This is a genomic window from Mesorhizobium sp. RCAM 05104 (assembly GCF_059683645.1).
Map to the genome: position 1 here is coordinate 7053846 of NZ_CM185033.1, position 26887 is coordinate 7080732.

The 26887-nt window shown below is 61.3% G+C and carries 23 protein-coding genes and 2 pseudogenes; 13 read left to right on the forward strand and 12 right to left on the reverse strand.

Annotated features, from left to right (window positions below; all coding sequences use genetic code 11):
- Window positions 1-74 precede the first annotated feature (74 nt).
- The 9 genes from AC56QP_RS34420 to AC56QP_RS34460 all read right to left on the reverse strand — a co-directional run bounded on the left by AC56QP_RS34420 (window position 75) and on the right by AC56QP_RS34460 (window position 10490).
- The gene (locus tag AC56QP_RS34420; protein WP_489861516.1) at window positions 75-980 is read right to left on the reverse strand and encodes a ribose-phosphate diphosphokinase; all 906 of its coding nucleotides are present in this window, start codon (window positions 978-980) and stop codon (window positions 75-77) included.
- Entirely contained in the window at window positions 977-2488 is a 1512-nt protein-coding gene (locus AC56QP_RS34425; protein ID WP_489861515.1) for a thymidine phosphorylase family protein, read from the reverse strand. The genes AC56QP_RS34420 and AC56QP_RS34425 overlap by 4 nt, the downstream gene beginning before the upstream one ends.
- Window positions 2485-3870, reverse strand: a complete 1386-nt coding sequence (locus tag AC56QP_RS34430; protein WP_489861514.1) for an MBL fold metallo-hydrolase RNA specificity domain-containing protein — start codon at window positions 3868-3870, stop codon at window positions 2485-2487. Before AC56QP_RS34430 ends, AC56QP_RS34425 begins: the two co-directional genes overlap by 4 nt.
- A gap of 482 nt (window positions 3871-4352) precedes the next feature.
- Window positions 4353-6806 (reverse strand): heavy metal translocating P-type ATPase, encoded by a 2454-nt coding sequence (locus AC56QP_RS34435; RefSeq protein WP_489861513.1) that lies wholly within the window; start codon window positions 6804-6806, stop codon window positions 4353-4355.
- Between the two features lie 77 nt (window positions 6807-6883).
- On the reverse strand, window positions 6884-8314 hold the full coding sequence (locus AC56QP_RS34440; protein WP_489861512.1) for a multicopper oxidase family protein: 1431 nt from the start codon (window positions 8312-8314) through the stop codon (window positions 6884-6886).
- Window positions 8315-8513: 199 nt separating this feature from the next.
- Window positions 8514-9002 (reverse strand): hypothetical protein, encoded by a 489-nt coding sequence (locus tag AC56QP_RS34445; protein WP_489861511.1) that lies wholly within the window; start codon window positions 9000-9002, stop codon window positions 8514-8516.
- A 20-nt stretch (window positions 9003-9022) separates the two neighbouring features.
- Window positions 9023-9301, reverse strand: a complete 279-nt coding sequence (locus AC56QP_RS34450; protein WP_489861510.1) for a DUF5676 family membrane protein — start codon at window positions 9299-9301, stop codon at window positions 9023-9025.
- 12 nt (window positions 9302-9313) lie between these two features.
- On the reverse strand, window positions 9314-10081 hold the full coding sequence (gene copM, locus AC56QP_RS34455) for a CopM family metallochaperone (RefSeq protein ID WP_497100899.1): 768 nt from the start codon (window positions 10079-10081) through the stop codon (window positions 9314-9316).
- Between the two features lie 19 nt (window positions 10082-10100).
- The gene (locus AC56QP_RS34460) at window positions 10101-10490 is read right to left on the reverse strand and encodes a hypothetical protein (protein ID WP_269908187.1); all 390 of its coding nucleotides are present in this window, start codon (window positions 10488-10490) and stop codon (window positions 10101-10103) included.
- A 366-nt stretch (window positions 10491-10856) separates the two neighbouring features.
- On the opposite strand from AC56QP_RS34460, the gene AC56QP_RS34465 reads away from it, so the two are divergent.
- The 8 genes from AC56QP_RS34465 to AC56QP_RS34500 all read left to right on the forward strand — a co-directional run bounded on the left by AC56QP_RS34465 (window position 10857) and on the right by AC56QP_RS34500 (window position 19108).
- The gene (locus AC56QP_RS34465; protein ID WP_489861508.1) at window positions 10857-12122 is read left to right on the forward strand and encodes an ATP-grasp domain-containing protein; all 1266 of its coding nucleotides are present in this window, start codon (window positions 10857-10859) and stop codon (window positions 12120-12122) included.
- A gap of 2 nt (window positions 12123-12124) precedes the next feature.
- A complete protein-coding gene (locus tag AC56QP_RS34470) occupies window positions 12125-13324 on the forward strand; it encodes an acetate/propionate family kinase (protein ID WP_497109012.1) in 1200 nt (399 codons plus the stop codon).
- A 4-nt stretch (window positions 13325-13328) separates the two neighbouring features.
- Window positions 13329-15683 carry a phosphoketolase family protein gene (locus AC56QP_RS34475; RefSeq protein ID WP_489861506.1) on the forward strand — a complete coding sequence of 785 codons (2355 nt, stop codon included), beginning with the start codon at window positions 13329-13331 and terminating at the stop codon, window positions 15681-15683.
- 87 nt (window positions 15684-15770) lie between these two features.
- Window positions 15771-15998 carry a hypothetical protein gene (locus tag AC56QP_RS34480; RefSeq protein ID WP_489861505.1) on the forward strand — a complete coding sequence of 76 codons (228 nt, stop codon included), beginning with the start codon at window positions 15771-15773 and terminating at the stop codon, window positions 15996-15998.
- Between the two features lie 51 nt (window positions 15999-16049).
- Entirely contained in the window at window positions 16050-16607 is a 558-nt protein-coding gene (locus tag AC56QP_RS34485) for a DUF922 domain-containing protein (protein ID WP_489861504.1), read from the forward strand.
- Window positions 16608-16793: 186 nt separating this feature from the next.
- The gene (locus tag AC56QP_RS34490) at window positions 16794-17006 is read left to right on the forward strand and encodes a cold-shock protein (RefSeq protein WP_269908181.1); all 213 of its coding nucleotides are present in this window, start codon (window positions 16794-16796) and stop codon (window positions 17004-17006) included.
- A 184-nt stretch (window positions 17007-17190) separates the two neighbouring features.
- Window positions 17191-17942 (forward strand): IS5 family transposase gene (locus tag AC56QP_RS34495; protein WP_489861503.1). Its coding sequence is split into 2 segments (ribosomal slippage): window positions 17191-17521 and window positions 17521-17942, totalling 753 coding nucleotides; the frame shifts between segments, so codons are not numbered across the junction.
- A gap of 167 nt (window positions 17943-18109) precedes the next feature.
- Window positions 18110-19108, forward strand: a complete 999-nt coding sequence (locus tag AC56QP_RS34500) for a heparan-alpha-glucosaminide N-acetyltransferase (RefSeq protein ID WP_489861502.1) — start codon at window positions 18110-18112, stop codon at window positions 19106-19108.
- Between the two features lie 325 nt (window positions 19109-19433).
- Here the strand turns inward: AC56QP_RS34500 and AC56QP_RS34505 are convergent.
- Window positions 19434-19888: pseudogene (locus tag AC56QP_RS34505) on the reverse strand (DUF4396 domain-containing protein); the annotation flags it as partial.
- Between the two features lie 63 nt (window positions 19889-19951).
- Window positions 19952-20155: a heavy-metal-associated domain-containing protein gene (locus tag AC56QP_RS34510; protein ID WP_489861501.1), complete on the reverse strand. Its 204-nt coding sequence runs from the start codon at window positions 20153-20155 to the stop codon at window positions 19952-19954.
- 265 nt (window positions 20156-20420) lie between these two features.
- Between AC56QP_RS34510 and AC56QP_RS34515 the strand changes: the two genes are divergently transcribed.
- From AC56QP_RS34515 to AC56QP_RS34530, 4 genes are all read left to right on the forward strand, one after another.
- Entirely contained in the window at window positions 20421-22880 is a 2460-nt protein-coding gene (locus tag AC56QP_RS34515) for a heavy metal translocating P-type ATPase (protein WP_497103861.1), read from the forward strand.
- A 79-nt stretch (window positions 22881-22959) separates the two neighbouring features.
- On the forward strand, window positions 22960-23448 hold the full coding sequence (gene cueR / locus AC56QP_RS34520; protein WP_269908177.1) for a Cu(I)-responsive transcriptional regulator: 489 nt from the start codon (window positions 22960-22962) through the stop codon (window positions 23446-23448).
- Between the two features lie 99 nt (window positions 23449-23547).
- Window positions 23548-24981: a multicopper oxidase family protein gene (locus tag AC56QP_RS34525; protein ID WP_489861499.1), complete on the forward strand. Its 1434-nt coding sequence runs from the start codon at window positions 23548-23550 to the stop codon at window positions 24979-24981.
- Between the two features lie 13 nt (window positions 24982-24994).
- Window positions 24995-25435, forward strand: a complete 441-nt coding sequence (locus tag AC56QP_RS34530) for a YqaA family protein (protein WP_269908175.1) — start codon at window positions 24995-24997, stop codon at window positions 25433-25435.
- On the opposite strand, the pseudogene AC56QP_RS34535 reads toward AC56QP_RS34530, so the two are convergent.
- Window positions 25418-26031 (reverse strand): annotated as a pseudogene (locus tag AC56QP_RS34535) (cytochrome b). The gene AC56QP_RS34530 and the pseudogene AC56QP_RS34535 overlap by 18 nt on opposite strands.
- A 42-nt stretch (window positions 26032-26073) precedes the next feature.
- Between AC56QP_RS34535 and AC56QP_RS34540 the strand changes: the two are divergent.
- On the forward strand, window positions 26074-26871 hold the full coding sequence (locus AC56QP_RS34540) for a YdcF family protein (protein WP_269908173.1): 798 nt from the start codon (window positions 26074-26076) through the stop codon (window positions 26869-26871).
- Window positions 26872-26887 lie beyond the last annotated feature (16 nt).

Below are 26887 nucleotides of genomic sequence, written 5' to 3' on the forward strand. Positions count from 1 at the left end.
GCTGTAGCGGTCATATAGCAGCAATAATGCAACGACCGTTACAAATCAATATAAACGGGCGGCATTGTTCATCACTACCGGGCAGAGAGGGCGTTCCCGAACAATTCGGCGCTGGCCTCAGCCAGCAAGCCGGCAATGGAAATCGTATTCGACGGATGCGGAATTGAGTCCGTGCTCACGATCCTTTCGGCACCGGCCGCCAACAGCTGCGCGTAGGCGTTTTGAGCGAACACGGGATGAATGACAATGCAGACTGCGGGAGGCAGACGAAGCTGCCTCAGGTGATCCAGGGTTTCGATCATGGTCCCTCCCGACGAAACGATGTCATCAACGATGATTGGAGTTCGGCTGCGAGCCGCATCGATCGAAGGAAGGCTTACCTCGACGTGGCGGTCACCGCGTCGGATTTTCGTCAAGATCTGAAAGGCAACACCAGCGCGGTGGGCGATCTCGGATACCCATCGGTCGCTTTCACTGTCGGGACCTATCAGGATGGCGTTCGGGACGTTGACACGGATCCATTCTGCGATAAGGGAAGCCGTGGCCACCGCATGGGCCGGGATCCGAAACAGCTCGGAAAGCTTGGGATTCCTGTGCAAATGGGGATCTGCCGTCACCAGCCAATCGAAACTTTCCGCCAGGAAACGTGCGAACACTGGCGCGCTTACCGCTTCGCCGGGATTGAACCGCTTATCCTGGCGCATGTAGGCCAGATAAGGCGCTATGAGGCCTACGGAGCGAGCGCCGAACTCGCGCGCTGTCGCGGCGGCGAACCGCAGCGGCATGGCAAGTGCATCGGGATTGCGCAAACTGGCAACGAGCGCGACATCAAAGCCGCGCAAATCCTGTTCGATCGCGACCAGGGATTCGCCATCCGGAAAGTGGCGCCAGTCCAGCCGGCCGGTTCGCGCGCCCAGCAAAGGGGCTATCGCGTCAGCCAGGGTTCGCTGTAACGGGAAAGGAAGCAGCACGCGGGTCATTGTCCGGCCCCGATTTCGAAAATGTCTGGATGAGCCGAAGCATATTCAAATGCGTATTCCAGCTCTCCTGGCGACCGGGCGTGGACTTCAAAAAGCGGCTCGCCGATCTTGATACCGTCGCCGATGCGAAGGCGGGAATCAATTCCAGCAATAGCGCTGCCGGGAGCGCCGGCGAGCTTGGCGACCTTTGCAAGCCGACGGTTGTCGATCTGACGGATCTGGCCGGTTCGGTTGGCGAAAACCGGACGGATGTGAGGAGCCATTCCTGGCTCGGTAAATCCGCCTTGTGCCTCGCAGATCGCAACAAACTTGCGCAAAGCGGCGCCGTCGTCGAGCAGTGTGCAGGCCAATGCCCGTCCTTTGCCGGGCGCGGCCCCGGGTGCGGTATCGAGCAAGACGCCAGCAAGGTCGAGCGCACGGCTGCGGAGATCGCGGGGCGCCGCTGCGTCGTTGCGCAGGACGCTCAGCACGTCCCGCGCCTCAAGAGCCGGACCGATGCCGTATCCAACGGGCTGCAGGCCATCGGTGCGCAGCACCGACAGGTTAAGTCCGAGAGCCTGAGCTGTCGCCAGGAGCCTTGCCTCAAGCAACGCGGCGGCTGAGGAAGAACGCACCTTGGCGGTCGGTCCGATCGGAATGTCGATCAGCACGTGGGTCGAGCCGGCGGCGACCTTCTTCGAAAGCACACTTGCGACCAACTGTCCGTCGCTGTCGAAGTCGAGTGGGCGCTCGATGCGGATCAGAATGTCGTCGGCAGGGCTGAGCCGGACTTTTCCGCCCCAGACTATGCAGCCTCCTTCGCGCTCGACCACCCGTCGCATGGCCTCGAGGTCCAGTGCCACCGGCGCCATGACCTCCATGGCGTCGGCGGTGCCCGCGGGGGATGTGATGGCACGCGAGGACGTCTTTGGGATTCGGTGACCAGCGGCCGCAACGATCGCAACGACGATGGGCGTGGTGCGATTTCCGGGAAGGCCGCCGACGCAATGCTTGTCCAATACCGCGCCGCTGCCCCAATCGATGCGTTCTCCGACCGCCAACATTGCCTTTGTGAGAGCAATCGTCTCTTCATTGTCGAGCCGCTCGCCGGCACAGGCCGTGACGAATGCCGTCAGTTCCATGTCCGACAGGCGGTTGCTGACGGTGTCGCGCATCAGGGCGAGGAAGTCCGTCTCCCCGATACGCTGGCCGAAGACCTTCGCCCGCAGCGCCGGTGCCGAAGCGGGCGGCTCCGGGTGACTGAATACGCCCCATGCCTCAGGGCCTGGCCGGAGCGCTGTCCAGGCGGACTCGGACAGTGCGGCCACATCCAGTTCAAGGTGGTCATCGACAACGACGTTGAGTGTGGCAACCACCTCCCTGTCGCCGCTGCGCGCCAGAACCCGGGTGAGCGCTGTAAAGCCCTCCGACCGGCAGACATGGCAGTCGCGGTGCATGTAGACGACGGGTTGCTGGTATGTGTCGATGCCTGCTCGGACGAGGCGCAACCGGCTATGAGCGCTGTTCATGCCGGGTCCTCCAAGCTAATCTCTTCTAGATGCTCGGGGACGCGGGCCTGCCATTGCAGTTCGCGATTGATGCGGCCACGCAGCGTATCCGCGGCATCCGGTTCGCCGTGCGTGAGGTACGTCATCCTGGGTGCGCGGCGAGCGTGCCGCATCCACTCAAGAATTTCGTCGGCGTCCGCATGTCCGGAGAAACTTTCAAGCTGAACGACTTCGGCGCGGATTGGGACGTCGTGTCCAAACATCCGCAAGTGGTCGGCGCCGCCTACAAGAGCCGTACCTCGCGTGCCTCCAGCCTGGAAACCGGAAAGCAGGATCGCATTGCGCGCATCCGATCCGAACGCCTGCAGGTGGTGCAGCACCCGTCCTCCCGTGAGCATGCCGCTTGCCGATATGATGATCATCGGGCCCCGCCTGAGGTTCAGGGCCTTGGATTCTTCGACAGAGCGCACCAGTGTGGCGATCGAGTACATCGCCCGGCATTCATCGACGCCGACGTGATGCTCGTCATGAAAACGGTGATAGATCTCCGTGGCGTCGACAGCCATCGGGCTGTTGAGGAAGACTGGCACGGCCGGGATCTCGCCGCGCTGACTTAGGCGGGCAATGTGCAGCATGATGCCTTGGGCGCGGCCGACGGCGAACGCGGGGATTACGATCACGCCGCCTCGAGCTGCGACACGCCGGATCACCGGAGCGAGTTCCGCCTCGGCATCAAGTCGCGGATGTCTGCGGTTGCCATAGGTGGACTCGCACACGAGTATGTCGGCTTCAAGCAGCGGTTGGGGTGGCCGCATCAGTGGGTCTTGCGGGCGCCCGAGATCACCGCTGAAATGCACAGTCATGCCGGCCAATTTCAAGCTTATCTGCGCGGCGCCAAGAACATGCCCAGCGTGGATGAAACGGGCTCGAACGCCGGGCCGGACTTCGAATTCGCTATCGAAATCCCGAGTCTCGATATGTTCCAGCGAAGTCCTCGCATCCTCAAGAGTGTAGAGCGGCGCAGGGTTGGCATGCTTGGAATAGCCTCGCTCCTTCGCGTACCTTGCCTCTTCTTCCTGAAGGTGGCCACTATCGGGCAGTAGCAGAGAACACAACTCGGCGGTGGCGGGAGTGCATATGATCTTGCCGCGAAAGCCATCGCGCACCAAGGCGGGAATATAGCCCGAATGGTCGAGATGCGCATGAGTGAGCACCACCGTGTCGATGATTTCGGGCGGCACCGGGAATGCCGCGCGATTGCGATCGCGCAGCTGCTTGTAGCCCTGAAAAAGACCGCAGTCGATGAGGACGCGGTGACCATCCGTTTCAAGCAGGTACCGCGATCCGGTAACTGTTCCTGCGGCCCCGAGAAATTGAAGCGACGGTGAGGAATGTGATTTCACGTAGCTCTCCAAACAGCGGGCAAAAGTCCGAGAATACTCATTCGGCAATACCCCTCCCGTAAACGGCGCAAGGCTCAGCCGTCTCAGGCACCGGCCGCGGTGGCGTGAAGCGGCCGGTTGATCGACCTCTAGGAAGAGCAGTCCCGTTACCTACAGCAGTGGCCAGAACCCGGGCGGCCGCGAGAGGCAGCGGGACGACTCGCGCAGACGAGGATCCCGCGCTGCCGAAGTCAAACCCTCTCCGGCAGCGCGGCCGCCATTCAAGATCCGCCCGACATAGAGAACGGGCAAACTTGGCACGAGCGCCGAAGCCGCCAAGGTGACGGCAAAGCTGATCAGAGCGACGACAAGGATGGGCCTGCGTCCGATCAAATCCGACAACCCGCCCCAGATCCCATAGCCGCGCGCAACGACCAAGGCCGAAGCCGGAAGTGCGCCCAGGATCCACCGCGATGCGGGCAGGGGGCCTTTCGTGGATACGCTCATGCCGGGGCGCCAGTAGGCTGCTCATGAGCTGCACCTTCGGTCATCGACCCGGCGGGCCGGATGCCCGCGAGCCTGGTTCGCTTGAGCAGCAAGGCGTTGACGGCCACGAGAGCCGAGCTGCCAGACATTGCCAGCGCCGCAAGCTCGGGGCTCAGCAGGAATGGGTAGAATACGCCTGCCGCGATCGGGAAGGCGATGAGATTGTAGCCGACCGCCCACCACAGGTTCTGGTGCATCTTGCGTAGCGTGGCACGCGAGAGCGTCATCGCGCCGACCACGTCGTAGGGATCGCTCTTCATCAGCACGATGTCGGCGCTTTCAATGGCGACGTCGGTGCCCGCACCGATCGCAAATCCGACGTCGGCTTGCGTCAGGGCTGGCGCGTCGTTGACGCCATCGCCGACCATGCCGACCTTCAGGCCTTGTCCTTGCAGTTCCTTGATCTTCTCGGCCTTCTGCCCTGGCAAGACATCGGCCAGGACGATGTCAATGCCGAGCACGTCAGCGATGCGTTTGGCGGTGCCGGCATTGTCGCCCGTGAGCATGGCCACGCGAACGCCCTGGTCGTGCAATTTGGCAATCGTTGCGATGGCTGTCGGGCGCGGCGTATCGGCGATCGCGATCAGCCCGAGCAGCTTGCCGGACCGTGCCACATGGATGACGGTGCGGCCTTCGCCCTTGAGCGTTTCGGCCTTGTCGCCCAGCGCCAGAAGATCAATCTTCTGCTCGTCCATAAGACGCCGGTTGCCGAGAAAGACCGGCGCCCCGCCGATCGCGGCTCTGGCGCCTTCGCCTTCGATGTTCAGGAAGTCCGACACTTTGGGGAGCTTCAGGTCCTTGGCCCGCTCGACGATGGCGACGGCCAGCGGGTGGTCCGACCCCTGATCCACGGCAGCCGCGACTTGGAGGACCTCGTCGGGGGAAACGCCGGCAGCCGGGACGATTTCGACGACCTTGGGCTGGCCCATCGTGAGCGTGCCGGTCTTGTCGAAGACGATCACGTTGAGCTTGGTCGCCTCCTCGAGAGCGGCGGCATTCTTGAACAGGATGCCGTTTGACGCGCCAAGGCCGGTGCCGACCATGACGGCCATGGGCGTGGCTAGGCCGAGCGCATCGGGACAAGCGATGACGAAGACAGTGATGGTCAAGGTCATCGCGAACAGCAGAGGCTGGCCAAGCCACCAGAACCAGACGGCGAAGGTCGCAAGCCCGATGACGATCGCGGCGAGTACCAGCCATTGCGAGGCGCGATCGGCGAGCAGTTGCGCTGGCGCCTTCGAGTTCTGGGCCTCCTGGACCAGCTTGACGATCTGGGCAAGCGCCGTGTCGGCACCCACCTTGGTCGAGCGGTAGCGCAGCGTGCCGCTCTTGTTGATCGTCGCCCCGATGACCTTGTCCCCGACCTTCTTGGTCACCGGCATCGATTCGCCAGTCAGCATCGATTCATCGATCGTCGACGTGCCCTCGGTCACCTCGCCGTCGACGGGAAGCTTGTTGCCGGGTCGCAGGATCACGATGTCGCCGAGCACAACGTCGGCGGTTGCAACCTCGACCTCCTTGCCATCACGGAAAACGGAGGCCCTGGGCGGGGCGAGGTTGAGCAGGGCCCTGATCGCGGCCGACGCCCCGGCACGGGCGCGCATCTCCAGCCAATGGCCGAGCAGGATGAACACCAGCAGCACGCTCGCCGCCTCGTAGAATTGCTGCCCCTCGAAGAAGAAGGTCGCGCCGACGCTGAATAGATAGCCGGTGCCAACGCTCAGCACCACCAGCACGGCCATGTTGAGGACGCCGTTGCGCAAAGCCCGCCAGGCGGCGACCAGGAATGGCCAGACCGGGTAGAGGATCGCGGCGCTGGCGAGGAAAAACATCGCAAGGTCTTCGCTGAGACCGAAGGGCGGGCGCAGCCAGGGCTCGCCCAGGCCCATCGGCTCCATGGCGAAAATCGGCAGCGTGAAGAGCAGGCTGACAAGGAACCGGTTGCGCATGTCCTTGACCATGCCTTGCATGTCCATGCCGGCGCCGTGTCCCATCTCATGCGCCATGGCGTCGTGCGGCGCCTTGTCTGCAACCGTCCTCTCGCCCGCCGGAGCCGACTCGATCATGGCGGCGTGCCCCCCATGATCGTGCCCCCCATGATCGTGCTGCGCGTGATCGTGCCCGGTGTGCCCGGCGGTCGCGCGCGGATGTCCCGGCGGCATCGTCGTGCTGTCGGGAATGCACAGATGCCGCGGCACGACCTCGCCACGGCAATGGAAGCCGCAGGCCTCAATTTCGCTGGCGAGGATCTCCGGGCTCGTCTGCCCCTCGTCAAATTCGACGCTCGCGGTTGTCGACCCCGCGTTCATCGCGACACCCGCGACACCCGGCAAAGCCGCGAGATGCATTTCGACCGCTGCGAAATCCATTATGCCGACAAGGCCGCGCACTTCCAGATTGACCTTTTTCATCAACGGTCTCCTATGCTTCCTGCTGCATTGCCATCGTTGTTATGCAGGCCCCGGATCGTTGCGGCCCGCGGAATATCCTAAACCCGATAGGCAAAGGTCGACATCATGCCGGTCGCCATGTGGTAGAGATGGTGACAGTGGAACGCCCATTTTCCGGGATTGACGGCGTCGACAGCGATCGTCACCGAGCGATTAGGGGGCAGCAGGACCGTATCCCTCACCGCTCCCGCAAAGCGCTGTCCGTCAATCGCGACCACCTGGAAATGATGGCCGTGCAGGTGCATTGGATGGGCCATCATGCTGGTGTTGCGCAGCGTCACTTCCACCCGGTCGCCCGGATCGACGACGAGCGGTGGGTTGGTCTGCAAGCCCCAGCGGTAGGCGGCCATGTCGCCCGTTAGCGCCATGTCGAACGTCTTGTCGGCAGGGCGCGATGCAAGTGGCGCGATTGCCCGAAGTTGTGCCTCGAGCGCCAGGTCGAGAACTGGAGCGTCGGCATCCGCCGCCGTCCCGAGCTTGGCCACCGCTGCGCCGGCCGGACGCAGGACAATTCCGGTGCGTTCCTTGCTTCCCTCGCGCAGCGCCAGGATCGGAAAGGATGAGCTGAGGTCGCGCGGCAACTGCACGCGCACGTCGATGCGCTGGCCCATCGTCATTGGAAACCGTCGGCCCCTGACCGGTTCGACAGGCTGACCGTCGACCGCGATCAGTTCGCCTTCAAGCGCGCCAAAGTCGATCGTGAACGCCGTCGCCGTGGCGCCGTTGATGATCCGCACCCGCACACGTCCACCCCGTTCGACCGGGACGATCTCGGGGTCGTTCAGGGACCGGTCGTTGGCCAGATAGGCGTCATAGTCGATATCGTTGATATCGGTCGCCATGCCGCCATTTTTCGTCCCTGCCATGGCGTCGGTTTGCGCTCCCGACATATCCATCCCGCCCATCGGCATGGAGCCGCCGGTATTCTTACTCTGCAACCCGGCCAGCAGCTCTTCCGGCGACGAGAACGAGAAATCGTGGAGCAGGATGACAACCTCCTGCTCGTCCTTTGCGTCATCGGCGGGATCGGCGACAATGAGCGGAGCGGCGAGCAGCAATTGCTCCTGCAAGGTATGCGCGTGCATCCAGAAAGTGCCGGGCCCGCCGACCGGAAAATCGAAATTGCGATCGGCTCGGGCGCCGATGAGCGGCAGTGGCGCGTCGGCGACGCCGTCGCTCGGCCACGGCGGCGTCAACCCGTGCCAGTGTATGATCGTTGGCTCGGCTGTCTCGTTTCGAAGCAGCACGTTGAAGGCTTCGCCCGCCCGCAAGCGCAGGCCAGGCGCGCCGTCGGCCCTTTGCAGGCCGAAGACGCTGGCAGCTTTGCCGTTCACCTCGATCGTGCGGCGTGAGATGCCAAGCGGCTGGGCGCCTGACTGACCGGCGAAAGCCGGCCTGAACGAGAACGCTGGCGCCGCAAGACCTGCCGCACCGGCTAACGCACCTTTCAAGAAATCTCGGCGCTTCATCATCATCTCCTTCGGTTTGAACTCCAGGTCTCGAAACATTCGGCCTGGGTTAGGGTGTAACAAACTCACGTTCGCGGCTTGCCGCGCGTTGGAAGCCAATCGTGACCAAGCCGGTCTTCGAAGTTTCCGCCCGATCCGGCCTCGACCTCCGGCTCTGGTTGGGCAGGTCGGGCGTACGGACATGCGGTGCGCGTTGGGGTCATTGGCTGGTTCTCTTCGTTAGAGATTGTCGTTGCTCGGGCACGGCGGTCGATGTGGAGGCTTCGAAGCCGTACGCGACGAAGCTCAGGGCCCAGACCAGCGCGCAGGCGAACAGGGGCCACCTGAAGTCGGAGCCGATCGTGAAGTTGACCACCGACATCAAGCCGATGGATGACGCTCCTCCGACCAGAGCGCCTGCCAGCGCGATTGGGTGGCGCGCGCGGAACGCGGTGAGTGCCAGCGCAATCAGGAGAACGCCGGTGGCGAATGCATAGCCACCGAGCACCCTGAAGACGTATGTGAGCCACATAGCAAGACGCGGACCGATGGCTTCGAGCTCGGCGGCCGACAGGCGCATATAGCGGATATCCTCGGGCAGTAGTGGCGGCCGGAGAACGATGAAATACAGTCCGATCCCGGCAATGATCATTCCCGCCAGGGCAAGAATTGCGGCCGACATCGTCCACGGATTGGCTGCAGCTTTCACAAGTGGATCCTCGCCTTGCCCTACCGGCTACCGGTTGCGACAACATTGTAGATCGAGGCATACACGACACCCGCCACGATGCCGACGACACCAACGCCGAGAACGCCGTAGATAATCCGGCCAGGGCGCATCGGCGCCGTCGATTTGACCGCGCTGAGGTCGAGCCCATGTGTGAAGGCTCCGAAGAAATCGAGCGTTGCGTCCGGCCAGATGGCGAAGGCCAGAGCACAGAGCATGCTCATCAGGGCCAGTGTCACCCCAAGCGCAATGCCGACGGACAGAACGCTGAGTTTGTTCATGGATTCCTCCTGTCATTTCGCGTGTTGCTTGAGCCATTCCTGCATTGCGGCGATCTCGGCCTGCTGAGCCGTGATGATCTGATTGGCCCAGCCCTTGACCTGATCATCCTTGCCAAATTGCAGGACCGCACGGGCCATGTCGATGGCTCCTTGATGGTGCGGGATCATCGCCTGGACGAAAGCGACATCGGGATCGCCAGCCTGGATGCCCTGCATCATCGGCCCGTCCATTCGCTTCATGGCCTCCATGTAATTCCTGGACGCCTCCGGCATGTTGTCAGTGTTCATCGGCATGCCGTTCGTCATGCCGCCTTGCATTCCGCCGCCCTGTCCGCCTTGCATCATGCCGCCGCTCTGCGTCGTGCCGCCTTGCATCATCTGCTGCATCATCGGCATCATCTGCTGCATCATGGGAGCCATTTTCTCCATCATGGGCATCATTTTCTGCATCATTGACATCATCGTTGTGCACTGCTCGGGCAAATTACCGGGCATCGCCTCCGCGGCGGGGGCCGCTGTCGTGGATTGTGGTACGTCAGCCGCCGGATGGTGCGGATCCGTCTGGGCAAGGGCCGCGCTCGACAGGGTTGTGAATGCGGCAAGCGTGATCAATCGAAGATGGGCTTTCATGACTGTTTCCTTATCGTTGATGTGAAACGGATAGGCGAAATCTGGAATTGGGTGCGCAGGGCAGCCGGAGCGCCGGTACCGGTTTGGTTTTGGTGGATCGCTCGCGCGCTGTCGGGCCTTGAAGGGCGCCGCAGGGTTCAACAGTCCCAAGGACAGCGACGGCGCGATATCAGGCGAAGATCTGGGGAGGTCGCAGGAGGGCCTCTGGATCGACGCCCGTTGCCAAGAACGCCTTGCCTGCCATGAACCGGACGGCATCCGGCGCGTCATGGAGAACCCTGCATTCGCCGGTGGCGGAAATGCTTGCGGCACAACAGCCCGATCCGGTCGAGTGCACGCAATCCAGGCAGCCATCACATGGGGGGCGATGGTTGTCCCGGTCTGCGGACGCGACGTGACCCATCACCTTGTGTGAGGCGCTCGTCGAGCGCGTTGCAACGTTAGCAGTAACGTCAGCACCCATTCCAAGAGCCTGCTCGGCAAAACCAGCAATAGCCCCGCCCGCGATCAGCAGGATCACGGCGAGCAGTAATCGAAGCTGAGCCATCGCGATTTTCATAAATTCAGTATAGCCCAGTTGCGCGTCGCCACTTTGACGCAAATCAATGCCGCGAGCCGGTGGAACTTCTTAAGTGGCCAAGTCTCATCGGACGCGGATCAAAGGCCTTTGCCGATAACGTTGGGTGACCTAAGCAGGAGTTGAGGCAAATGCCGGTAGTGCCGCGTTCCACCGAGGGTACCGTCAGGATAGAATTCGGCGCCAAGACCTTATCGCCTGTCTCCACGACCACGGGCATCTGGGTGCTCATATGAGCCCCTCGCACTGGGTCCCGTCGATAGGCTGATCGGGTCTCGGCCAGGTTTACTGGCAGGAAACCGCAGCCGCCGGCAGCGAGGAGATACTGACATGCTAACAGTCCCCGGCGTGGCGGAAATCACCCCGTCCTTATCGGCGCGGCTCAACCGCAAATGCTTCTGCATCACGCTCGACCGAGCGGAGCTTCGGGCGGCACTGGATCACGAAGCCGGCGACGCTGGTTTCTGCGAAGCTTTCATGGCGTCGCGGCCGCATTTGTTTTCCAATGTGCCGGTCTTCCTCGCCGCGTCCGCCCTCGACGAGATGCAGAGAATCGTCGTCGCCATCGAGGCGACAGCAAAGTTGCCAGCTTACCGCGAAACGGTCCTCTCCTGGGCTCCCGAAATCGCGCAAAGGGATTTTGGACCCGTCGGCGCTCTGATGGGCTACGATTTCCATCTCGACGATCAGGGTCCCAAGCTGATTGAGGTCAACACCAACGCCGGCGGGGCTTTCCTCAATGCCTTATTGGCCAGAGCACAGAAGGCCTGCTGCTCCGAAGTCGATCGGGCGTTGATCGGCGCCAGGGACGATCACTTCGAAACCAGTGTCATTGCGATGTTCGAGAATGAATGGCGCCGCCAGCGCGGAGCCGGCTCGCCGCGAATGATTGCGATCGTCGATGATCAGCCTAGGGAGCAGTATCTCTATCCTGAATTCGTGCTGGCCCGGCAGCTATTTCTGAAGCACGGCGTGGAGGCGATGATCGGGGACGCGAGTGAGCTGAAATATGATGGCGGCAGGCTTCGGCTCGGCGGACAGCAGATCGACCTCGTTTACAATCGCCTGGTGGATTTCACACTTGACCGCCCGGAACATGCCGCGCTCAGAGCGGCTTATCAGGACGGCGCCGTGGTGCTCACTCCCAATCCGCACAACCACGCGCTCCTTGCAAGCAAGCGCAATCTGACCTTGCTGTCCGATCCGGCGGCGCTGGAAGCATTCGGCCTTCCTCCGGACATGCGCTCGCGGCTCGCCGGCATTCCGCGGGCCACGCTGGTCACGCCCGACAATTCGGATGCCGCCTGGCAGTCCCGCAAGGACATGTTCTTCAAACCGCTCTCGGGCCACGGCAGCAAAGCGGTCTATCGAGGCGACAAGGTGACGAAAGGGATGTGGGCCGAGATCGCCCGTGGTGGCTATGTCGCCCAGGCATTTGCCGCACCCGGGCAGCGTATGATCGAGATCGATGGTGCACTCTCACCGCGCAAAATGGACGTGCGGCTTTATACATATGATGGCAAGGTGCTGCTCGCGGCCGCGCGCCTCTACCAGGGCCAGACCACAAATTTCCGCACACCCGGCGGCGGTTTTGCTCCTGTCCTGGTCATATGAACATGCAAGAATCATCGGTGCTGACGATCAATGGCGGCTCGTCGAGCATCAAGTTCGGATTATTCGCGGTGGCGGACGCTCCGATCCGCCAACTGCGCGGCAAAATAGATCGTCTCGGCGAGCGCGATGCCACAATAACCTTGACAGATTTAGCCGGTGGCGAAAATCAGATCCGCTCGGTTGGCGCGTTGGATCACAGGTCTGCAACGGGCTACCTGCTTGACTGGCTCGAGGAGCGCGTCGGATTGGCCTCGCTGAAGGCGGTAGGTCATCGTATTGTCAATGGCGGCGCGCGCTACAAGGAACCGCAACCGATCACAAGCGAACTGATGGACGAATTGCGGCGGATAAGCGCCTACGCGCCGGAGCATCTGCCATCCGAGATCGCAATGATCGAGCTGTTCAGCGGCCGCGCTCCGACCTTGCTGCAGGCCGCATGCTTCGACACCGCGTTTCACCAACACATGCCGCGCGTCGCGAAAATCCTGCCAATCCCGCGGCGTTACGAGGCGTTGGGAGTTGAGCGGCTCGGATTCCACGGTCTTTCCTATGCATTCCTCGTCGAGGAACTGACGCGTGTCGCTGGCGTAGAGGCGGCCTCTAGCCGCGTGATCATGGCCCACCTCGGCAATGGCGCCAGTCTGTCGGCGGTGCGCGGCGGCAAATGCATCGACACAACCATGGGATTCACCCCTGCGGCCGGCGTGCCGATGGGCACACGGTCGGGCGATCTCGATCCGGGCCTGGTCTTGTTCTTCGCCCAAGCCGAAGGCCTGAGCGCCGAACGATTTCATCGCATGGTCAATCACGAGGCTGGATTGCTCGGCGTTTCGGAAACAAGCTCCGATCTGCGCGACCTCCTGGATCGCGAAACCCGTGACGTCAGAGCATCCGAAGCCATTGATCTGTTCTGCTACCAGGTCAAGAAGAGCATCGGGGCGTTAGCCGCCGCGCTCGGTGGGCTCGATACGCTGGTCTTCACAGGTGGTATTGGCGAGAATTCGTCCGCCATGCGTGCGCGCATTTGCGCCGATCTCGATTTCCTCGGCGTCCAACTCGATGCGGCGCGGAACGATGGCAACGAGCCGATCATCTCAACCGACACTGACCGCATCTGCGTCCGTGTTATCGCAACCGATGAAGAAATGATGATCGCCAAAGCGGTCAGTCGCATTCTGGACCGCACTCACTCAAAGGAATAGACGCATGAACGAGCCGCTCTCGCCCGAACTCCTCCGGAAGATGCATGCCTACTGGCGGGCAGCTAACTTTCTTTCCGTCGGCCAGATCTACCTCCGCGACAACCCATTGCTAAAGGATCCGCTGCTCTTGGAGCACGTGAAGCCGCGGCTGCTTGGGCATTGGGGCACGACCCCGGGGCTGAATTTTATCTATGTCCATCTCAACCGGATCATAAAGCAGTTCGACCTCGACATGATTTATGTCGCCGGACCAGGGCACGGCGGCCCGGGCGTGGTGGCCAATACCTATCTCGAAGGTACCTACAGCGAATTCTATCCGGCAATTTCCCAGGACGCAGACGGCCTGAAGAAGCTTTTCACCCAGTTTTCCTTTCCTGGCGGCATTTCGAGCCATGTCGCGGCGGAAACGCCGGGTTCGATCAACGAGGGCGGCGAACTCGGCTATTCGCTGATGCACGCCTACGGTGCCGCTTTCGACAACCCGGACCTGCTGGTCGCCTGCGTGGTGGGCGACGGTGAAGCCGAAACCGGCGCCTTGGCCACGAGCTGGCACTCAAACAAGTTTCTCAATCCGGCGCGCGACGGCGCAGTGCTGCCGATCCTGCACCTCAACGGTTACAAGATCGCGAGTCCGACAATCCTCGCTCGGATTGGTCACGAGGAACTCGAGGCGCTGTTTCGCGGCTACGGATACAAGCCATACTTCGTCGAAGGCGATGATCCGCAGACGCTGCATCAGCTCATGGCCGGAACGCTAGATCAGGTCGTCGGGGAAATCCGGCAGATCCAATCCGACGCCCGGGCCAACGGGTTCACCAGCAGGCCGGCTTGGCCGATGATCGTGCTTCGGACGCCCAAAGGATGGACAGGACCCAAGGAGGTCGATGGCAAGAAGACCGAAGGGTCATGGCGCTCACACCAGGTTCCGCTGGCCAATCTTGCTGGCGATCCCAGCCATCTTGCGGTGCTGGAGACTTGGATGCGGAGCTATCGGCCAAAAGAACTGTTCGATGAAACGGGCCGCCTTGTTGCTGAGTTGAGGGAACTGGCGCCCAAAGGCGCCCGCCGGATGGGAGCGAATCCGCACGCCAATGGTGGATTGCTTTTGCGCGAACTGGAGCTGCCCGATTTCCGCGACTATGCCGTCGATGTGCCTGTTCCCGGGACGGTTGTCGGTCAAGCCACCCGCGTTGCGGGCACCTTTCTGCGGGACGTGATGAAGCTCAACATGGCTGGGCGCAATTTCCGTGTCTTCGGTCCGGATGAGACCGAATCAAACCGTCTCTCCGCGCTGTTCGAGGTCACCGACCGGGCTTTCACTGGCGAACTCATCGACGATGACACTCAAATCGCGCCGGACGGCCGTGTGATGGAAGTCCTGAGCGAGCATCTTTGCCAGGGTTGGCTGGAGGGATACCTGCTCACCGGCCGCCACGGATTTTTTTCCTGTTATGAGGCCTTCATCCACATTGTCGACTCGATGTTCAACCAACACGCTAAATGGTTGAAGGTCTCACGCAAAGTCGCTTGGCGGCGTCCGATCGCATCGCTGACCTATCTGCTTACCTCTCACGTTTGGCAGCAGGATCACAATGGATTCAGCCATCAGGACCCCGGTTTTATCGACCATGTCGCTAACAAGAAAGCCGATATTATCAGGGTCTATCTGCCGGCCGATGCCAATACGCTGCTTTCGGTCACAGATCATTGCTTGCGTAGCCGCAACTATATCAACGTGATCGTTGCGGGAAAGGCGCCAGAGCTACAGTGGTTGGATATCGACGCCGCAGCAGCTCATTGTGCGGTCGGCGCAAGCATATGGGAATGGGCCACCAGTGGTGGCGAGCCCGACGTGGTGATGGCTTGCGCCGGGGATGTACCAACGCTCGAGACCTTGGCCGCGGTCGACTTGCTTCGGCAGCATGTCCCGGATCTAAAAATCCGCGTCATCAACGTTGTTGACCTGATGGCATTGCAGTCTCCAAACCAACATCCCCATGGTTTGAGCGACGGTGCTTTCGACGAGATGTTCACCAGGGACAAGCCCGTGATCTTTGCCTATCACGGCTATCCGACACTGATCCATCGGCTCACCTATCGGCGCACCAACCATCAGAATTTTCACGTCCACGGCTATAAGGAAGAGGGCACCACCACTACGCCGTTCGATATGGCGGTTCTCAACGAGATCGACAGGTTTCATCTGGCCATGGATGCCGTTGATCGGGCGTCGCGCCTGGGCTCACGTGCGGAGCAGTTTGGCCAAGAGATCCGCGACAAGCTCGCCGATCATGCCCGCTACATCAGGCAACATGGTGAAGACATGCCCGAAATCCAGAATTGGAAATGGAGTGCCTAGCGAGGCTCCTATCAGACGATCTGGCTGACGGTCGTTACCTTCTCGGACCCAACCAGGGCAGTTAGGACTAATGACAATTTCAGCATCGTGATCGTCGCGTCGCGGGCCGATGAGTCCCTGCTCTCCACCGACGATCTCTGGCGACGCGGCGACGTGCTGGCGGCGTCGCTGGTCCAGCTCGCCGAAGCCGACGCTTTTCTGCCGGATCTGAACCTTGCCCGCCATCAACGCGCTGCGGGACGAACCTTTCCCTGTTTGTGGCCTGCCCTCGTCATGTGGCGCAGCAGCCGCAATATGCCCCAACTGTTCGTTTAAGGAGACGGACACGATTGAAGGAGCGCCACGATGCAATGCCAGTTATTGACAATGAGCAAATACATCGCCGTTTTCAGCGGTTTTGTCTTTATGGTTGGTGTCGGAGCGGCCCGCGCGGACGTGAAGCTCGATATCACCTATTCGACTTATCAGTTGCGAGGCCTTAGCCGGCAAGCGATACATGAAGACTTGCACCGGGTGGCCAAGCGGGACAGCGACGGTATCATTGAAGGCGAAGTGTCAGATGATTGGCACTGGAATTTCCAGTTTGAAGCGGCGGAGAACTCCTGCCGGGTCAGCTCGGACGAAATCGTTCTCAAACTCAACATTTTACTTCCGACCTGGGCCGACGAAGAGCGCGCCGACCAAGCCGTGCGCACGGCTTGGGCTAGTTACTTTCAGGAGCTGAAGGCCCATGAATATGGTCACAAAACGATTGCCGTTGATGCGGCAGAACAGGTTAGCAAGCTGACCCATGGCGCGACGGCACATGGCTCATGTACAGCTCTGGAGCAATCCCTAAATCGCGCTGCCAAACAGATTGTCGAGAAATCAGAAAAGGCGCAGGATCAGCTTGAGGCCACCCTCCCGTCATATACACTCGAATGAATCGACGTTCGATTTCCGAGGACGGATCGTCCAATAGGGAAAGATATTTGCGGGCATCTTGGCGGCCTTCGGGACACCCACATCGATGTGGTTCTTGGCTGCTGGAGCCTTTGCTTGCAATTTTTCGCTTTTGTGCGTCTATCTCAAATCTCGATACAAATCGGTCTGGCTACAAGGGATACGCACATGGCTACTGGCACCGTGAAGTGGTTCAACAGCACCAAGGGCTTTGGATTCATTCAGCCCGACAACGGCGGTCAAGATGTGTTTGTTCATATTTCCGCAGTCGAACGCGCGGGCCTCTCGACCCTGGTTGATGGCCAGAAGATCAACTATGAGGTCGAGCAGGACCGCCGTACCGGTAAATCTTCTGCTGGCAATCTCAGCAAAGCAGGCTGATTTCTGTCCGGGCAGGAGCCAGAGCCGCGCAACCGAGCGTCGGCAGCTGGGTTCGGTCGACATGATTGGGTTCCTTCGTTCCGCTAGATCGCTTGACTGTCTGAGGCGGCGATACATCGTGCTGGCCTAAGGCCTGTTGAGATTCAGGATTCCACTTTTGGCTTGGTTGTGATTCAAGCTTCGGATGGAACGATTTGTGCTGACTGACGCCCAATGGGCGAAGATGGAACCGCATTGCCTGGGTAAGCCAATTGACCCTGGTCGAAGTGGAAGCGACAACCGCCGCTTCATCGAAGCCGTGCTTTGGATCGTGCGCACGGGAAGCCCGTGGCGTGATCTTCCAGCTTTCTTCGGGGGCTGGAACACCGTTTTCAAGCGATACCGCGATTGGGTCAAAGCCGATGTTTTCATTCGGCTTTTCGAGGCCTGTTCGGACCAGCCGGATATGGAGTATGCCATGATCGATGCAACCATCGTCAAGGTCCACCGCCACGGCCAGGGCGCAAAAGGGGGACTCAAAGCCAGGCCATAGGCCGATCCAAGGGCGGCATGACCACCAAGATTCTCGCGCTCACTGATGCGCTCGGCAATCTCGTGCGCTTCGTTCTCCTGCCCGGCCATCGTTTCGATACGGTAGGCGTTGCGCCGCTCATCGACGGCCTCTCCTTCGGCGGGCTGATCGCCGACAAGGCTTTCGACAGCAACAGCATCATCGCCGATCTGAACGAGCGCGGCGCCAGGATCGTTATCTCGCAGCATCCGAGGCGCGCCTTGCCGCTGCCTCTCGATCTCGAACTCTACAAATGGCGTCATCTCATCGAAAACTTCTTCTGCAAACTCAAGGAATTCAAGCGCATTGCCATGCGAGCTGACAAAACAGACCAGAGCTTCAACGCCATCATCCATCTCGCTGCCGCCGTCATAAACTCACGATGAATCTCAACAGGCCTTAAAGCGGCTTCTATGTGATGTAAGCTCACAGACGAAAGGTCTGGATGCAGGACGCGACGGCGCAACCGCTTCTGGCGCTACGCGTGGCCAGCTTCTTTTGCCCGGCGCAACAGTGATAGTCGTCATGCGGGGCTGAATCAGATCGCGAGACCATGAGCATCCATACGCTGACCGCACCCGTTCAGGATCAACCGAAGCGCATCATCGCCATCGACATCGTGCGCGGCATCGCGTTCGTCACCATGGCGAGCTACCATTTCACCTGGGATCTGGAGTTCTTCGGATATACCGATCCCGGCCTGACCGCCTATGGTTGGTGGAGGATCTACGCCCGCTGCATCGCTTCGACCTTCCTGGTACTGGTCGGCGTCAGCCTGTACCTTGCCCATGGCAGGCAGATCCGCTGGAACGGCTTCTGGAAGCGGTTCGCCATGGTTACCGGAGCCGCGATCGCCATTTCGGTCGTCACCCGCATCGCCATGCCGGACGGCTTCATCTTCTTTGGCATATTGCATGAGATCGCGCTGGCCAGCCTGCTGGGTCTCGCCTTCCTGCGCCTTCCGGCGGTGCTGACGCTTGCCGTTGCCGCGTTTCTCATCGCGGCACCCGTTTACCTGCGGTTGGAGGCCTTCGATCATCCCTGGCTATGGTGGGTCGGCCTTTCCGCCATCAATCCGCGTTCCAACGACTATGTGCCGCTGTTCCCGTGGTTCGGCGCGGTGCTGTCGGGGATCGCGACGGCGAAGTTTGCCTCCACCTCCGGTATACGGGCGCGCCTGGCAAGCCTCGCACCCGGCCGATGGGCCAACCCGCTGGTCTTCATCAGTCGCCACAGCCTGGCCTTTTACCTGATCCACCAGCCGCTGCTGATCGGCTGCGTCTGGCTGTTTTCTCTATTGATGCCGGCCAAGGTTGAAACCCCACAGGTTAACTTCCTGAAAACCTGCCAGCTATCGTGCGAACAGTCGCGCGACAGCAAGTTCTGCTCCAGCTATTGTGCTTGCATGCTCGATACGCTGGAGGGCGAAGCCTCGCTTGATCGGCTCTACAACAACAACGATCAGACTGCGGAATGGAGGGCGCATCTGGGTGATCTCGTCGGCATGTGCACCGCCAGCACCGACATCAAGATGGAGAAAGGGGTCAAATGACCGAAGCCAACTGCCCCTCATACGCAGGTCCGCGCCTTGCCCTGCATGGCGGATGAGACGCTGGTCCTAGGCGGGCGAAAGAGCCGGGTAAGGTGGGCTCACCGCTGCACGACGTCGTCATCCTCGTTGGAACGCAGCGTCTGCGTCGTGGCCCCCATATATTCAGTGCGTCGGATGTCTCCTCCCATTCGTCCGGCGCGTTTCCCTCTGGAGGTTCCGACCTTCATTCTTGGCCGGACTTTCATAGTCCGGCCTTTCTGTTGGCAAACGAGAGCGTGACCAAATGGGACTGGTGTGACGCGGTCGCGCATTCGGCGATTTGCAGGCGCTGCGTCATCAGCCCATGCTTCAGCTTGCGTGCGACCAGCCAGACATTGGCAGGGTAGGCGAGCGCAAAGCCGGCAATGACGCCGATCGACATCACGCCCCAGAACAAAAGCTCAGTCGGCTCCATCGCGCGCCTGTCGCGACCCATCATCAGGAAGCTCATGACGGGGGCCATGCCGGCCATCATGAAATTCATGGAGATGAACTCGGGCAGAAGCTTTTGCGAACGTTTTCCCAATAGGTGCCGCCCATCATCGATTTCATGAACAGCGACTGGAATATGAACAGTCCGAAGGCGACGCCCGCGAGATATTCAACGATGAGATCGAGCCACATCGGCAGGCCTAGCGTCGCCGTGATGACGGCGGCGAGGATGATGCCGGTCGCGTCCCCGGCGACGCAATGGATTGTCGAGCCGACGCCCTGCCGGCGGCTCTTCCTACTAAGCCTCAATGGACTTTAGTGTATGAACGCGGCCGACGCGGTTTTGATCCGCGCCGGCCGCGCGCGAGACGATTAGGCAGCCAACTTTTCGTTGTCGTAACCAGCCGACCTGATGACGTCGCGGATTGACGTTTCGTCCGCCTTGGTTTCGACAGCGACCGTCGATGACCCGAGGTCGACTGCCACGCGAGCTGTCGGATCGACGCTCTTTACCGCCTTTTCGATCGTGCTGGCGCAATGGCCGCAGCTCATGTCCGGAACTTTCAATTTCAACATCACTGCTTTCCTTTCTTGCTGATGGGAGCCATATGGGGCTTCCCATCGTTGGAAGGTCAAGAGCTTTTTTCTGGGCCGGTTAGATCGTCGTAGCCCACGGCGACGTAATGATCGAATTTTGCCTCTTGACCTTCCAATTATGGGAACCTTTATATAGTGTGGCTGCTACCGAATGGAGTTGCAGACCGTGAACGCCGTTACCCCCCACACACCAGCCGACCCCGTTTCAGCTCTTGGTTCCACAATTCAGATTGGCATCGAGGGCATGACGTGCGCCTCGTGCGTGCGGCGCGTCGAAAAGGCGATCGCCTCCGCGCCGGGTGTCGTCGGGACATCGGTCAATCTGGCGACCGAACGTGCCCAGGTGACCTTTGCCGGCAAGCCGGACCTCGCTCCCGTCATCGCGGCGGTGTCGGCCGTTGGGTACGAGACGCGCGCGGATACGATTGAGCTCGCCCTCGAAGGAATGACCTGCGCCTCCTGCGTCGCACGCATCGAAAAGGCGCTCAAGGCCGTACCGGGCGTAACCGAAGCCAGCGTCAATCTGGCAACGGAGCGTGCCACCGTCCGCATCATCGCGGGCACCATCGAGGCTGCCTCGCTTGAAAGAGCGGTGGCGACCGCCGGCTACGAGGCGCGCCAGATCTTGCCGGACACAGACAAGGACCACGACCGCGACGGACGCGAAGCTGAGATTCGGACGCTCCGTCGTTTGCTTGCGTTGGCCGCGCTTCTGACGCTGCCTGTCTTCATTCTCGAAATGGGCTCCCATCTCGTGCCCGCATTCCATCACTGGGTGATGACGCTTGGCGACTGGAACTGGCGCCTGCAATTCGTCCTGACCACGATTGTTCTGTTTGGTCCGGGCTTGCGTTTCTTCAAGAAGGGAATGCCGGCGCTGCTCAGGGGCGCACCAGGCATGAACGCGCTGGTCGCGCTTGGGTCCGGTGCTGCCTGGGCCTACTCGCTCGTCGCGACTTTCCTTCCCGGTGTTCTGCCGGCAGGCACAGCCAACGTCTATTATGAAGCAGCGGCCGTGATCGTGACGCTGATCCTGCTTGGACGCTATCTCGAAGCGCGGGCCAAGGGCCGGACCAGCGAGGCTATCAAGAAACTCGTCGGACTGCAGCCCAAGACGGCGCGCGTCGTCAAGAACGGCATCACGGTAGAGGTGCCGCTCGCCGAAGTGCGGGTCGGTGACATGGTCATGGTTCGGCCGGGTGAAAAGATCGCGGTCGATGGCGAGATCGTCGGAGGATCATCCTTTGTCGACGAGTCCATGATGACTGGCGAACCGCTACCCGTCGCCAAGGATATCGGCTCAGAAGTAGTCGGCGGCACCATCAACAAGGCCGGCAGTTTTTACTTCCGAGCCACCAAGGTGGGTTCGGCGACGCTGCTCGCCCAGATCATCCGCATGGTTGAATCTGCGCAAGGCTCGAAGCTGCCGATCCAGGCGCTGGTTGATAAGGTGACTGCGTGGTTCGTGCCGGCTGTCATCGTGGCCGCCTTGCTCACCTTCGGAGCCTGGCTTGTGCTGGGTCCGGAGCCGGCCCTGTCCTTCGCGCTGGTCAACGCCGTTGCCGTGCTCATCATCGCCTGCCCGTGCGCCATGGGCCTCGCCACGCCGACCTCGATCATGGTTGGCACGGGGCGGGCGGCGGAACTCGGCGTGCTCTTTCGTAAGGGCGAGGCGCTGCAGACACTGCGTGATGCTACAGTCATTGCTCTCGACAAGACCGGAACGCTCACCGAGGGCCGGCCCGAATTGACCGATTTCGTCGTGACAGACGGATTTGTCGAAGCCGACGTGCTGCGGCTCGTCGGCTCGGTGGAGGTGCGCTCCGAGCATCCGGTGGCCGAGGCGATCGTGCGGGCGGCCGAACGGCGCGGCCTTGTGCTTACAGACACCCAGAACTTCGAGGCCGTCCCCGGTTTTGGCGTCAGTGCTGCCGTCGAAGGCCGCAAGCTTGAAATTGGCGCTGATCGCCTGATGACACGGCTCGGCCTGGACATCTCGATGTTTGCTTCGGCGGCAGCACGGCTCGGCGACGAGGGCAAGACCCCGCTTTATGCGGCCATCGATGGCAGGCTTGCTGCAATCATCGCGGTCGCTGATCCGATCAAGGCATCGACGCCGGCGGCCATCGCTGCCCTGCATGCGCTCGGTCTCAAAGTGGCCATGGTGACCGGCGACAACCGGCGCACGGCTGAGGCGATCGGGCGGCGGATCGGCATCGACGAAATCGTGGCAGAGGTGCTGCCGGACGGTAAGGTCGACGCCGTCAAGCGGCTTGGCCAGCACGGTGCTCGCGTCGCCTTCGTCGGCGACGGCATCAACGACGCGCCCGCGCTTGCCGCGGCCGATGTCGGCATCGCCATCGGCACTGGCACGGACATCGCCATAGAAAGCGCCGACGTCGTCCTGATGTCTGGCGATCTGCGCGGCGTGGCGAATGCGATCGCGCTCTCCAAGGCCACGATCCGCAACATCGGCCAGAATCTGTTCTGGGCCTTCGCCTACAACATCGCGCTCATACCCGTCGCCGCCGGGGTGCTGTACCCGTTCTCCGGCGCGCTTCTGTCGCCGATGCTCGCGGCGGGCGCCATGGCGCTGTCCAGCGTCTTCGTCCTGACCAATGCCTTGCGCGTCAGGCGCTTCCAGCCGCCGATCGACGGCAGGCCGCGCGCCGACCAGTTCTCCGGGCCGGTCCCGGTCATATGAAGGGGCTAGTTCAGATGTGTCTTATCCCCGGATCCCGGCTCTGCTGTCGCCGGAAGCCTCAACCTGCAGGAATTCGCTCATGAACATCGGTGAAGCAGCAGCGGCGTCTGGCGTCTCGGCCAAGATGATCCGTTATTACGAGACGATCGGACTCATCTCGAACGTTGTCCGGACCGATGCCGGTTACCGGGTCTATTCCGACGACGACGTCCACATGCTTCGTTTCGTCCGTCGAGCTCGCGATCTTGGCTTTTCGGTGGAGCAGATGACCGCTCTGCTGGCGCTCTGGAGCGACCGCTCGCGGGCGAGCGCCGATGTCAAGCGGATTGCCATGGAACATGTCGCGGAGCTCGAGCGGAAAATGCGCGAACTCCGCGACATGAGTAAAACTCTGCGTCATCTGGCCGAACACTGCCAAGGCGATGATCGCCCGCATTGCCCGATCATCGAAAGCCTTTCCAGCGGTCACGAGGCCGGGCCAGCCAGGGCACCGAAAAAGCGCCGGAGCCCCGTGGTGGCGGCGACAGCGCCAAGCGTTGGTGGACTTTCTCATCGTACCGCGCGCTGACGCGCTACTCTGTGACGTAGGAGACGACAGATGCATCGACGCGGTTTTCTGGCGGCAGGTCTTGCGACGGTTTTTGTTAGCCGGCGTGCGATCGCTCAAATGAAGATGGACGGCATGGATGACATGCCCGGCATGGATATGGGTGGCAACGACATGGCGGCACCGAAGAACGCGGTCATGCTGCCTGAGGGAGAGCCGCTTCGTCAATTGCCTCTCCTCGTCAACGAAGCCAATACGCCCGGCCTGTTCAGGGCGAAACTCACCGCCGAGCCCGCTACGGCTCGCTTCGCCGCGGGGCTCGACACGCCGATTCTTGGCTACAACGGCATGAGTCCCGGTCCGCTGATCGAGGCGGTCGAGGGCGACCGCGTCGAGATCACCTTCGCAAACCGCATTCCGGGCGAGGCGAGCACCCTCCACTGGCACGGCATGCCGGTGCCGGCGGACCAGGACGGCAATCCGATGGATCCGGTCGCAACGGCGGGCGATCGCACCTACAGCTTCGAACTGCCCGAGGGAAGCGCAGCAGCGTACTGGTACCATCCGCATCCGCACGGCAAGACGGCCGAGCAAGTTTATCGCGGCCTTGCCGGCGTGTTCCTGGTCAAGCCGAAGGTCGATCCAATTCCGGCGGAGTATGGCGATACCGTACTGGTGTTCACCGACCTTCGCCTTGCTGCCGACGGCACGATGCCGGACAATACGATGGTCGATCTGATGAACGGGCGCGTCGGCGATCACGTACTCGTCAATGGCCAGAAGAATCCTGCGCTAACGGTCCCCTTTGGCACGAAGCGGCGCTTCCGGCTCTACAACGCCACCAATGCGCGCTTCCTTCGACTGTCGTTTGAAGCGTCAATGATGGTTGTCGGAACGGACGGCGGTCTGTTGGAAGCACCGATCGAAGCCGACGAAATCCTTCTCAGCCCGGCGGAACGCCTTGAGCTGATTGTTACCTTCGACAAGCCCGGCCCAGCCACGCTGTACACGCTTGACTACGATCGCGGCTGGATGGGCGCAGGCCGCCCTGCGGATGCAGGCCTGACACTGCTTACGGTCAATGTTTCGGAGACACCTGCAGAGCCGCTCCCGCCGCTGCCGGACAGGCTGCGGCCGATTGCGCAACTTAACGCCCCTGTCGTCAGCCGGCGCTTCGTCTTCACCGAAACCATGACGATGACCGCGACAAACATGGAGATGGGGTTCCTGATCAACGGCGCCGCCTTTGACATGGGCCGCATCGATGTCGTGTCTAAAGCAGGACAGGTCGAACTCTGGGAAATTGTCAACAAGGCGGACATGGACCATCCGTTCCATGTGCATGGGACGCAGTTTCAGGTGATCGAGCACGAACGCGATGGCCAGGTCTCGAAACCGGCCTACCTGGCCTGGAAGGACACGGTCAACGTGGCGCGCGGCGAGACGGTGCGGCTCCTGCTACGACAGGACCGGCCGGGGCTGCGAATGTTTCATTGCCACATCCTGGAACACGAGCAGCTTGGCATGATGGGCATCGTCGACGTGCAGGCGTAGCCGGTCGTTCGACGTGGCAGCGTTGGCCATCTATGGCGGTCTGTTCGTCAGCGCATTCCTCGCCGCAACCGTCTTGCCAGTCTCATCGGAGGTGGTGCTCGCGGGCTTAGTCGCCGCGGGCCGTGGCGATCCGGCGCTGCTCTTTACGGTTGCCACGATCGGCAACACGCTCGGCTCGGTGATGAACTGGATAATGGGGCGGGGCATCGACACGCTCCAGACCAAGCGATGGTTTCCAATCACTCGTGAACAGTATGAGCATGCGAGCCGGACGTTTCGCCGCTTTGGCGCGTGGACGCTCCTGTTCGCCTGGCTGCCGGTCGTCGGAGATGCTTTCACGGTAGCGGCCGGCGCAGCGCGCGTGCATTTTGGTTTGTTCGTGGTGCTCGTCGCACTTGGGAAGGCTGCACGATATGCGGTGATCATCGCGGGAGGATTATGGGCGATCGCCTGAGCTGCCGGCTTTATCGCCGACCGCAACCGGCACCTTCTGCTCCCGCGAGGCCGTGTTCGACCGATTGAAGAACATGCTTCGCATTACACCATCGCGAAGCAGCACGAAATGCACCAGCGCGCCCAGGACGTGAGCACCAATGAACCCAAGCAAGATCCAGACGAGCTTTGCATGGACGAACGCGAAAGCCCTTGCCGACAGCGCGCCGACAGATGGTGGCAACGGCACGGGCAAGTTTCCGAAAAGCCGTGCGGGAGGCATGAAGGGCATTGGCTGGTAGCCCAGCCATCCCGTTATCAAGACGGCAAGAATCATTGCGTAGAGAAACACGTGGAAGAAAGAAGTCGCAAACCGCACGGTTCGTTTGGGCTGCCTCACGGGGGGTGGGTGAAGATGCGCCAGCAAAGCCTAAGGACAATGATGGCAAGGATCGTCACGCCGATCGACATGTGGAGCGGAAGCCAGTTCATCGTCGCCATCCCCGGCCCGTTCATCGGTCCGAAGGCAATGGCGATTTGCGCCGCGAGCGCGATCACGGTCAGCCAATGCAGCAGCCGAATGCCGAAATGCCAGTGCAGGCGAGGATTCTCTCTCACCTTTGAGGCCCGCCGGTTGTCAAATGCGCGTGAGAGGGCGTGATGTTTTTCGTCATCTCAAAGCTCGTCGAGTTTTTCCTGATCCCTTCCAATCTGATCGCGCTGCTCGGCATGGTCGGCATTCCTGCCGCGCTCCTCGGCAGATTCCGCCTGGGACGGGCATGCATCATAGCGTCGGTTCTGTTGTTGGCCATCTGCGGTTGGAGCCCTCTGGGACCGGCTGCGTTGATGTTGCTCGAGAACCGCTTCCCCCAGCCGGTCATCGATATGCCGGTGGCTGGTATCATCCTGCTTGGCGGGGCCGTCGACCCGCATATCAGCAGCTATCGCGGCACTTTGGCGATGAATGAGGCGGGAGAACGGCTGACCGCGACTGTCGATCTCAGCAGGCGTTATCCAGATGCACGAATTTTTCTCTCCGGAGGGTTGGGCCAGAGTCATGGTGCCAGCACACTGACGGAATCAAAGGTCGCCCGCGATATTCTCGTGTCGCTGGGCGTGTCGCCCGAGCGCATCGAGATGGAGGAACGATCTCGAAATACCTGCGAGAACGGCACGGAGAGCGCCGCCTCGATCCAACCGAAGCCAGGCGAGCTTTGGCTCCTGGTCACGTCGGCGAGCCACATGCCGAGGGCGATCGGATGTTTTCGCGCTGCCGGTTTTGATGTGACCCCTTACCCTGTCGACTATCGTACGCGCGGCGCGGCAGATCTCAAACGCCCGACTGATTCAATCACGGTCGGTCTTGCAGCGACCGATCTCGCCGCGCATGAATGGTTCGGCTTATTGACTTACCGGATTGCAGGGCTGACGGCTGAGTTGTTTCCTTCCGTGCATTAGGTATCATTCGCGAGGC

Excerpts from the sequence above, each read along its gene's own strand:
- AC56QP_RS34420 (WP_489861516.1), bottom strand. The coding sequence starts at position 980 with ATGACCCGCGTGCTGCTTCCTTTCCCGTTACAGCGAACCCTGGCTGAC.
- AC56QP_RS34425 (WP_489861515.1), bottom strand. The coding sequence starts at position 2,488 with ATGAACAGCGCTCATAGCCGGTTGCGCCTCGTCCGAGCAGGCATCGAC.
- AC56QP_RS34435 (WP_489861513.1), bottom strand. The coding sequence starts at position 6,806 with ATGAAAAAGGTCAATCTGGAAGTGCGCGGCCTTGTCGGCATAATGGAT.
- AC56QP_RS34440 (WP_489861512.1), bottom strand. The coding sequence starts at position 8,314 with ATGAAGCGCCGAGATTTCTTGAAAGGTGCGTTAGCCGGTGCGGCAGGT.
- AC56QP_RS34450 (WP_489861510.1), bottom strand. The coding sequence starts at position 9,301 with ATGAACAAACTCAGCGTTCTGTCCGTCGGCATTGCGCTTGGGGTGACA.
- AC56QP_RS34460 (WP_269908187.1), bottom strand. The coding sequence starts at position 10,490 with ATGAAAATCGCGATGGCTCAGCTTCGATTACTGCTCGCCGTGATCCTG.
- AC56QP_RS34470 (WP_497109012.1), top strand. The coding sequence starts at position 12,125 with ATGCAAGAATCATCGGTGCTGACGATCAATGGCGGCTCGTCGAGCATC.
- AC56QP_RS34475 (WP_489861506.1), top strand. The coding sequence starts at position 13,329 with ATGAACGAGCCGCTCTCGCCCGAACTCCTCCGGAAGATGCATGCCTAC.
- AC56QP_RS34485 (WP_489861504.1), top strand. The coding sequence starts at position 16,050 with ATGAGCAAATACATCGCCGTTTTCAGCGGTTTTGTCTTTATGGTTGGT.
- AC56QP_RS34490 (WP_269908181.1), top strand. The coding sequence starts at position 16,794 with ATGGCTACTGGCACCGTGAAGTGGTTCAACAGCACCAAGGGCTTTGGA.
- AC56QP_RS34500 (WP_489861502.1), top strand. The coding sequence starts at position 18,110 with ATGAGCATCCATACGCTGACCGCACCCGTTCAGGATCAACCGAAGCGC.
- AC56QP_RS34510 (WP_489861501.1), bottom strand. The coding sequence starts at position 20,155 with ATGTTGAAATTGAAAGTTCCGGACATGAGCTGCGGCCATTGCGCCAGC.
- AC56QP_RS34515 (WP_497103861.1), top strand. The coding sequence starts at position 20,421 with ATGACGTGCGCCTCGTGCGTGCGGCGCGTCGAAAAGGCGATCGCCTCC.
- cueR (WP_269908177.1), top strand. The coding sequence starts at position 22,960 with ATGAACATCGGTGAAGCAGCAGCGGCGTCTGGCGTCTCGGCCAAGATG.
- AC56QP_RS34525 (WP_489861499.1), top strand. The coding sequence starts at position 23,548 with ATGAAGATGGACGGCATGGATGACATGCCCGGCATGGATATGGGTGGC.
- AC56QP_RS34540 (WP_269908173.1), top strand. The coding sequence starts at position 26,074 with ATGTTTTTCGTCATCTCAAAGCTCGTCGAGTTTTTCCTGATCCCTTCC.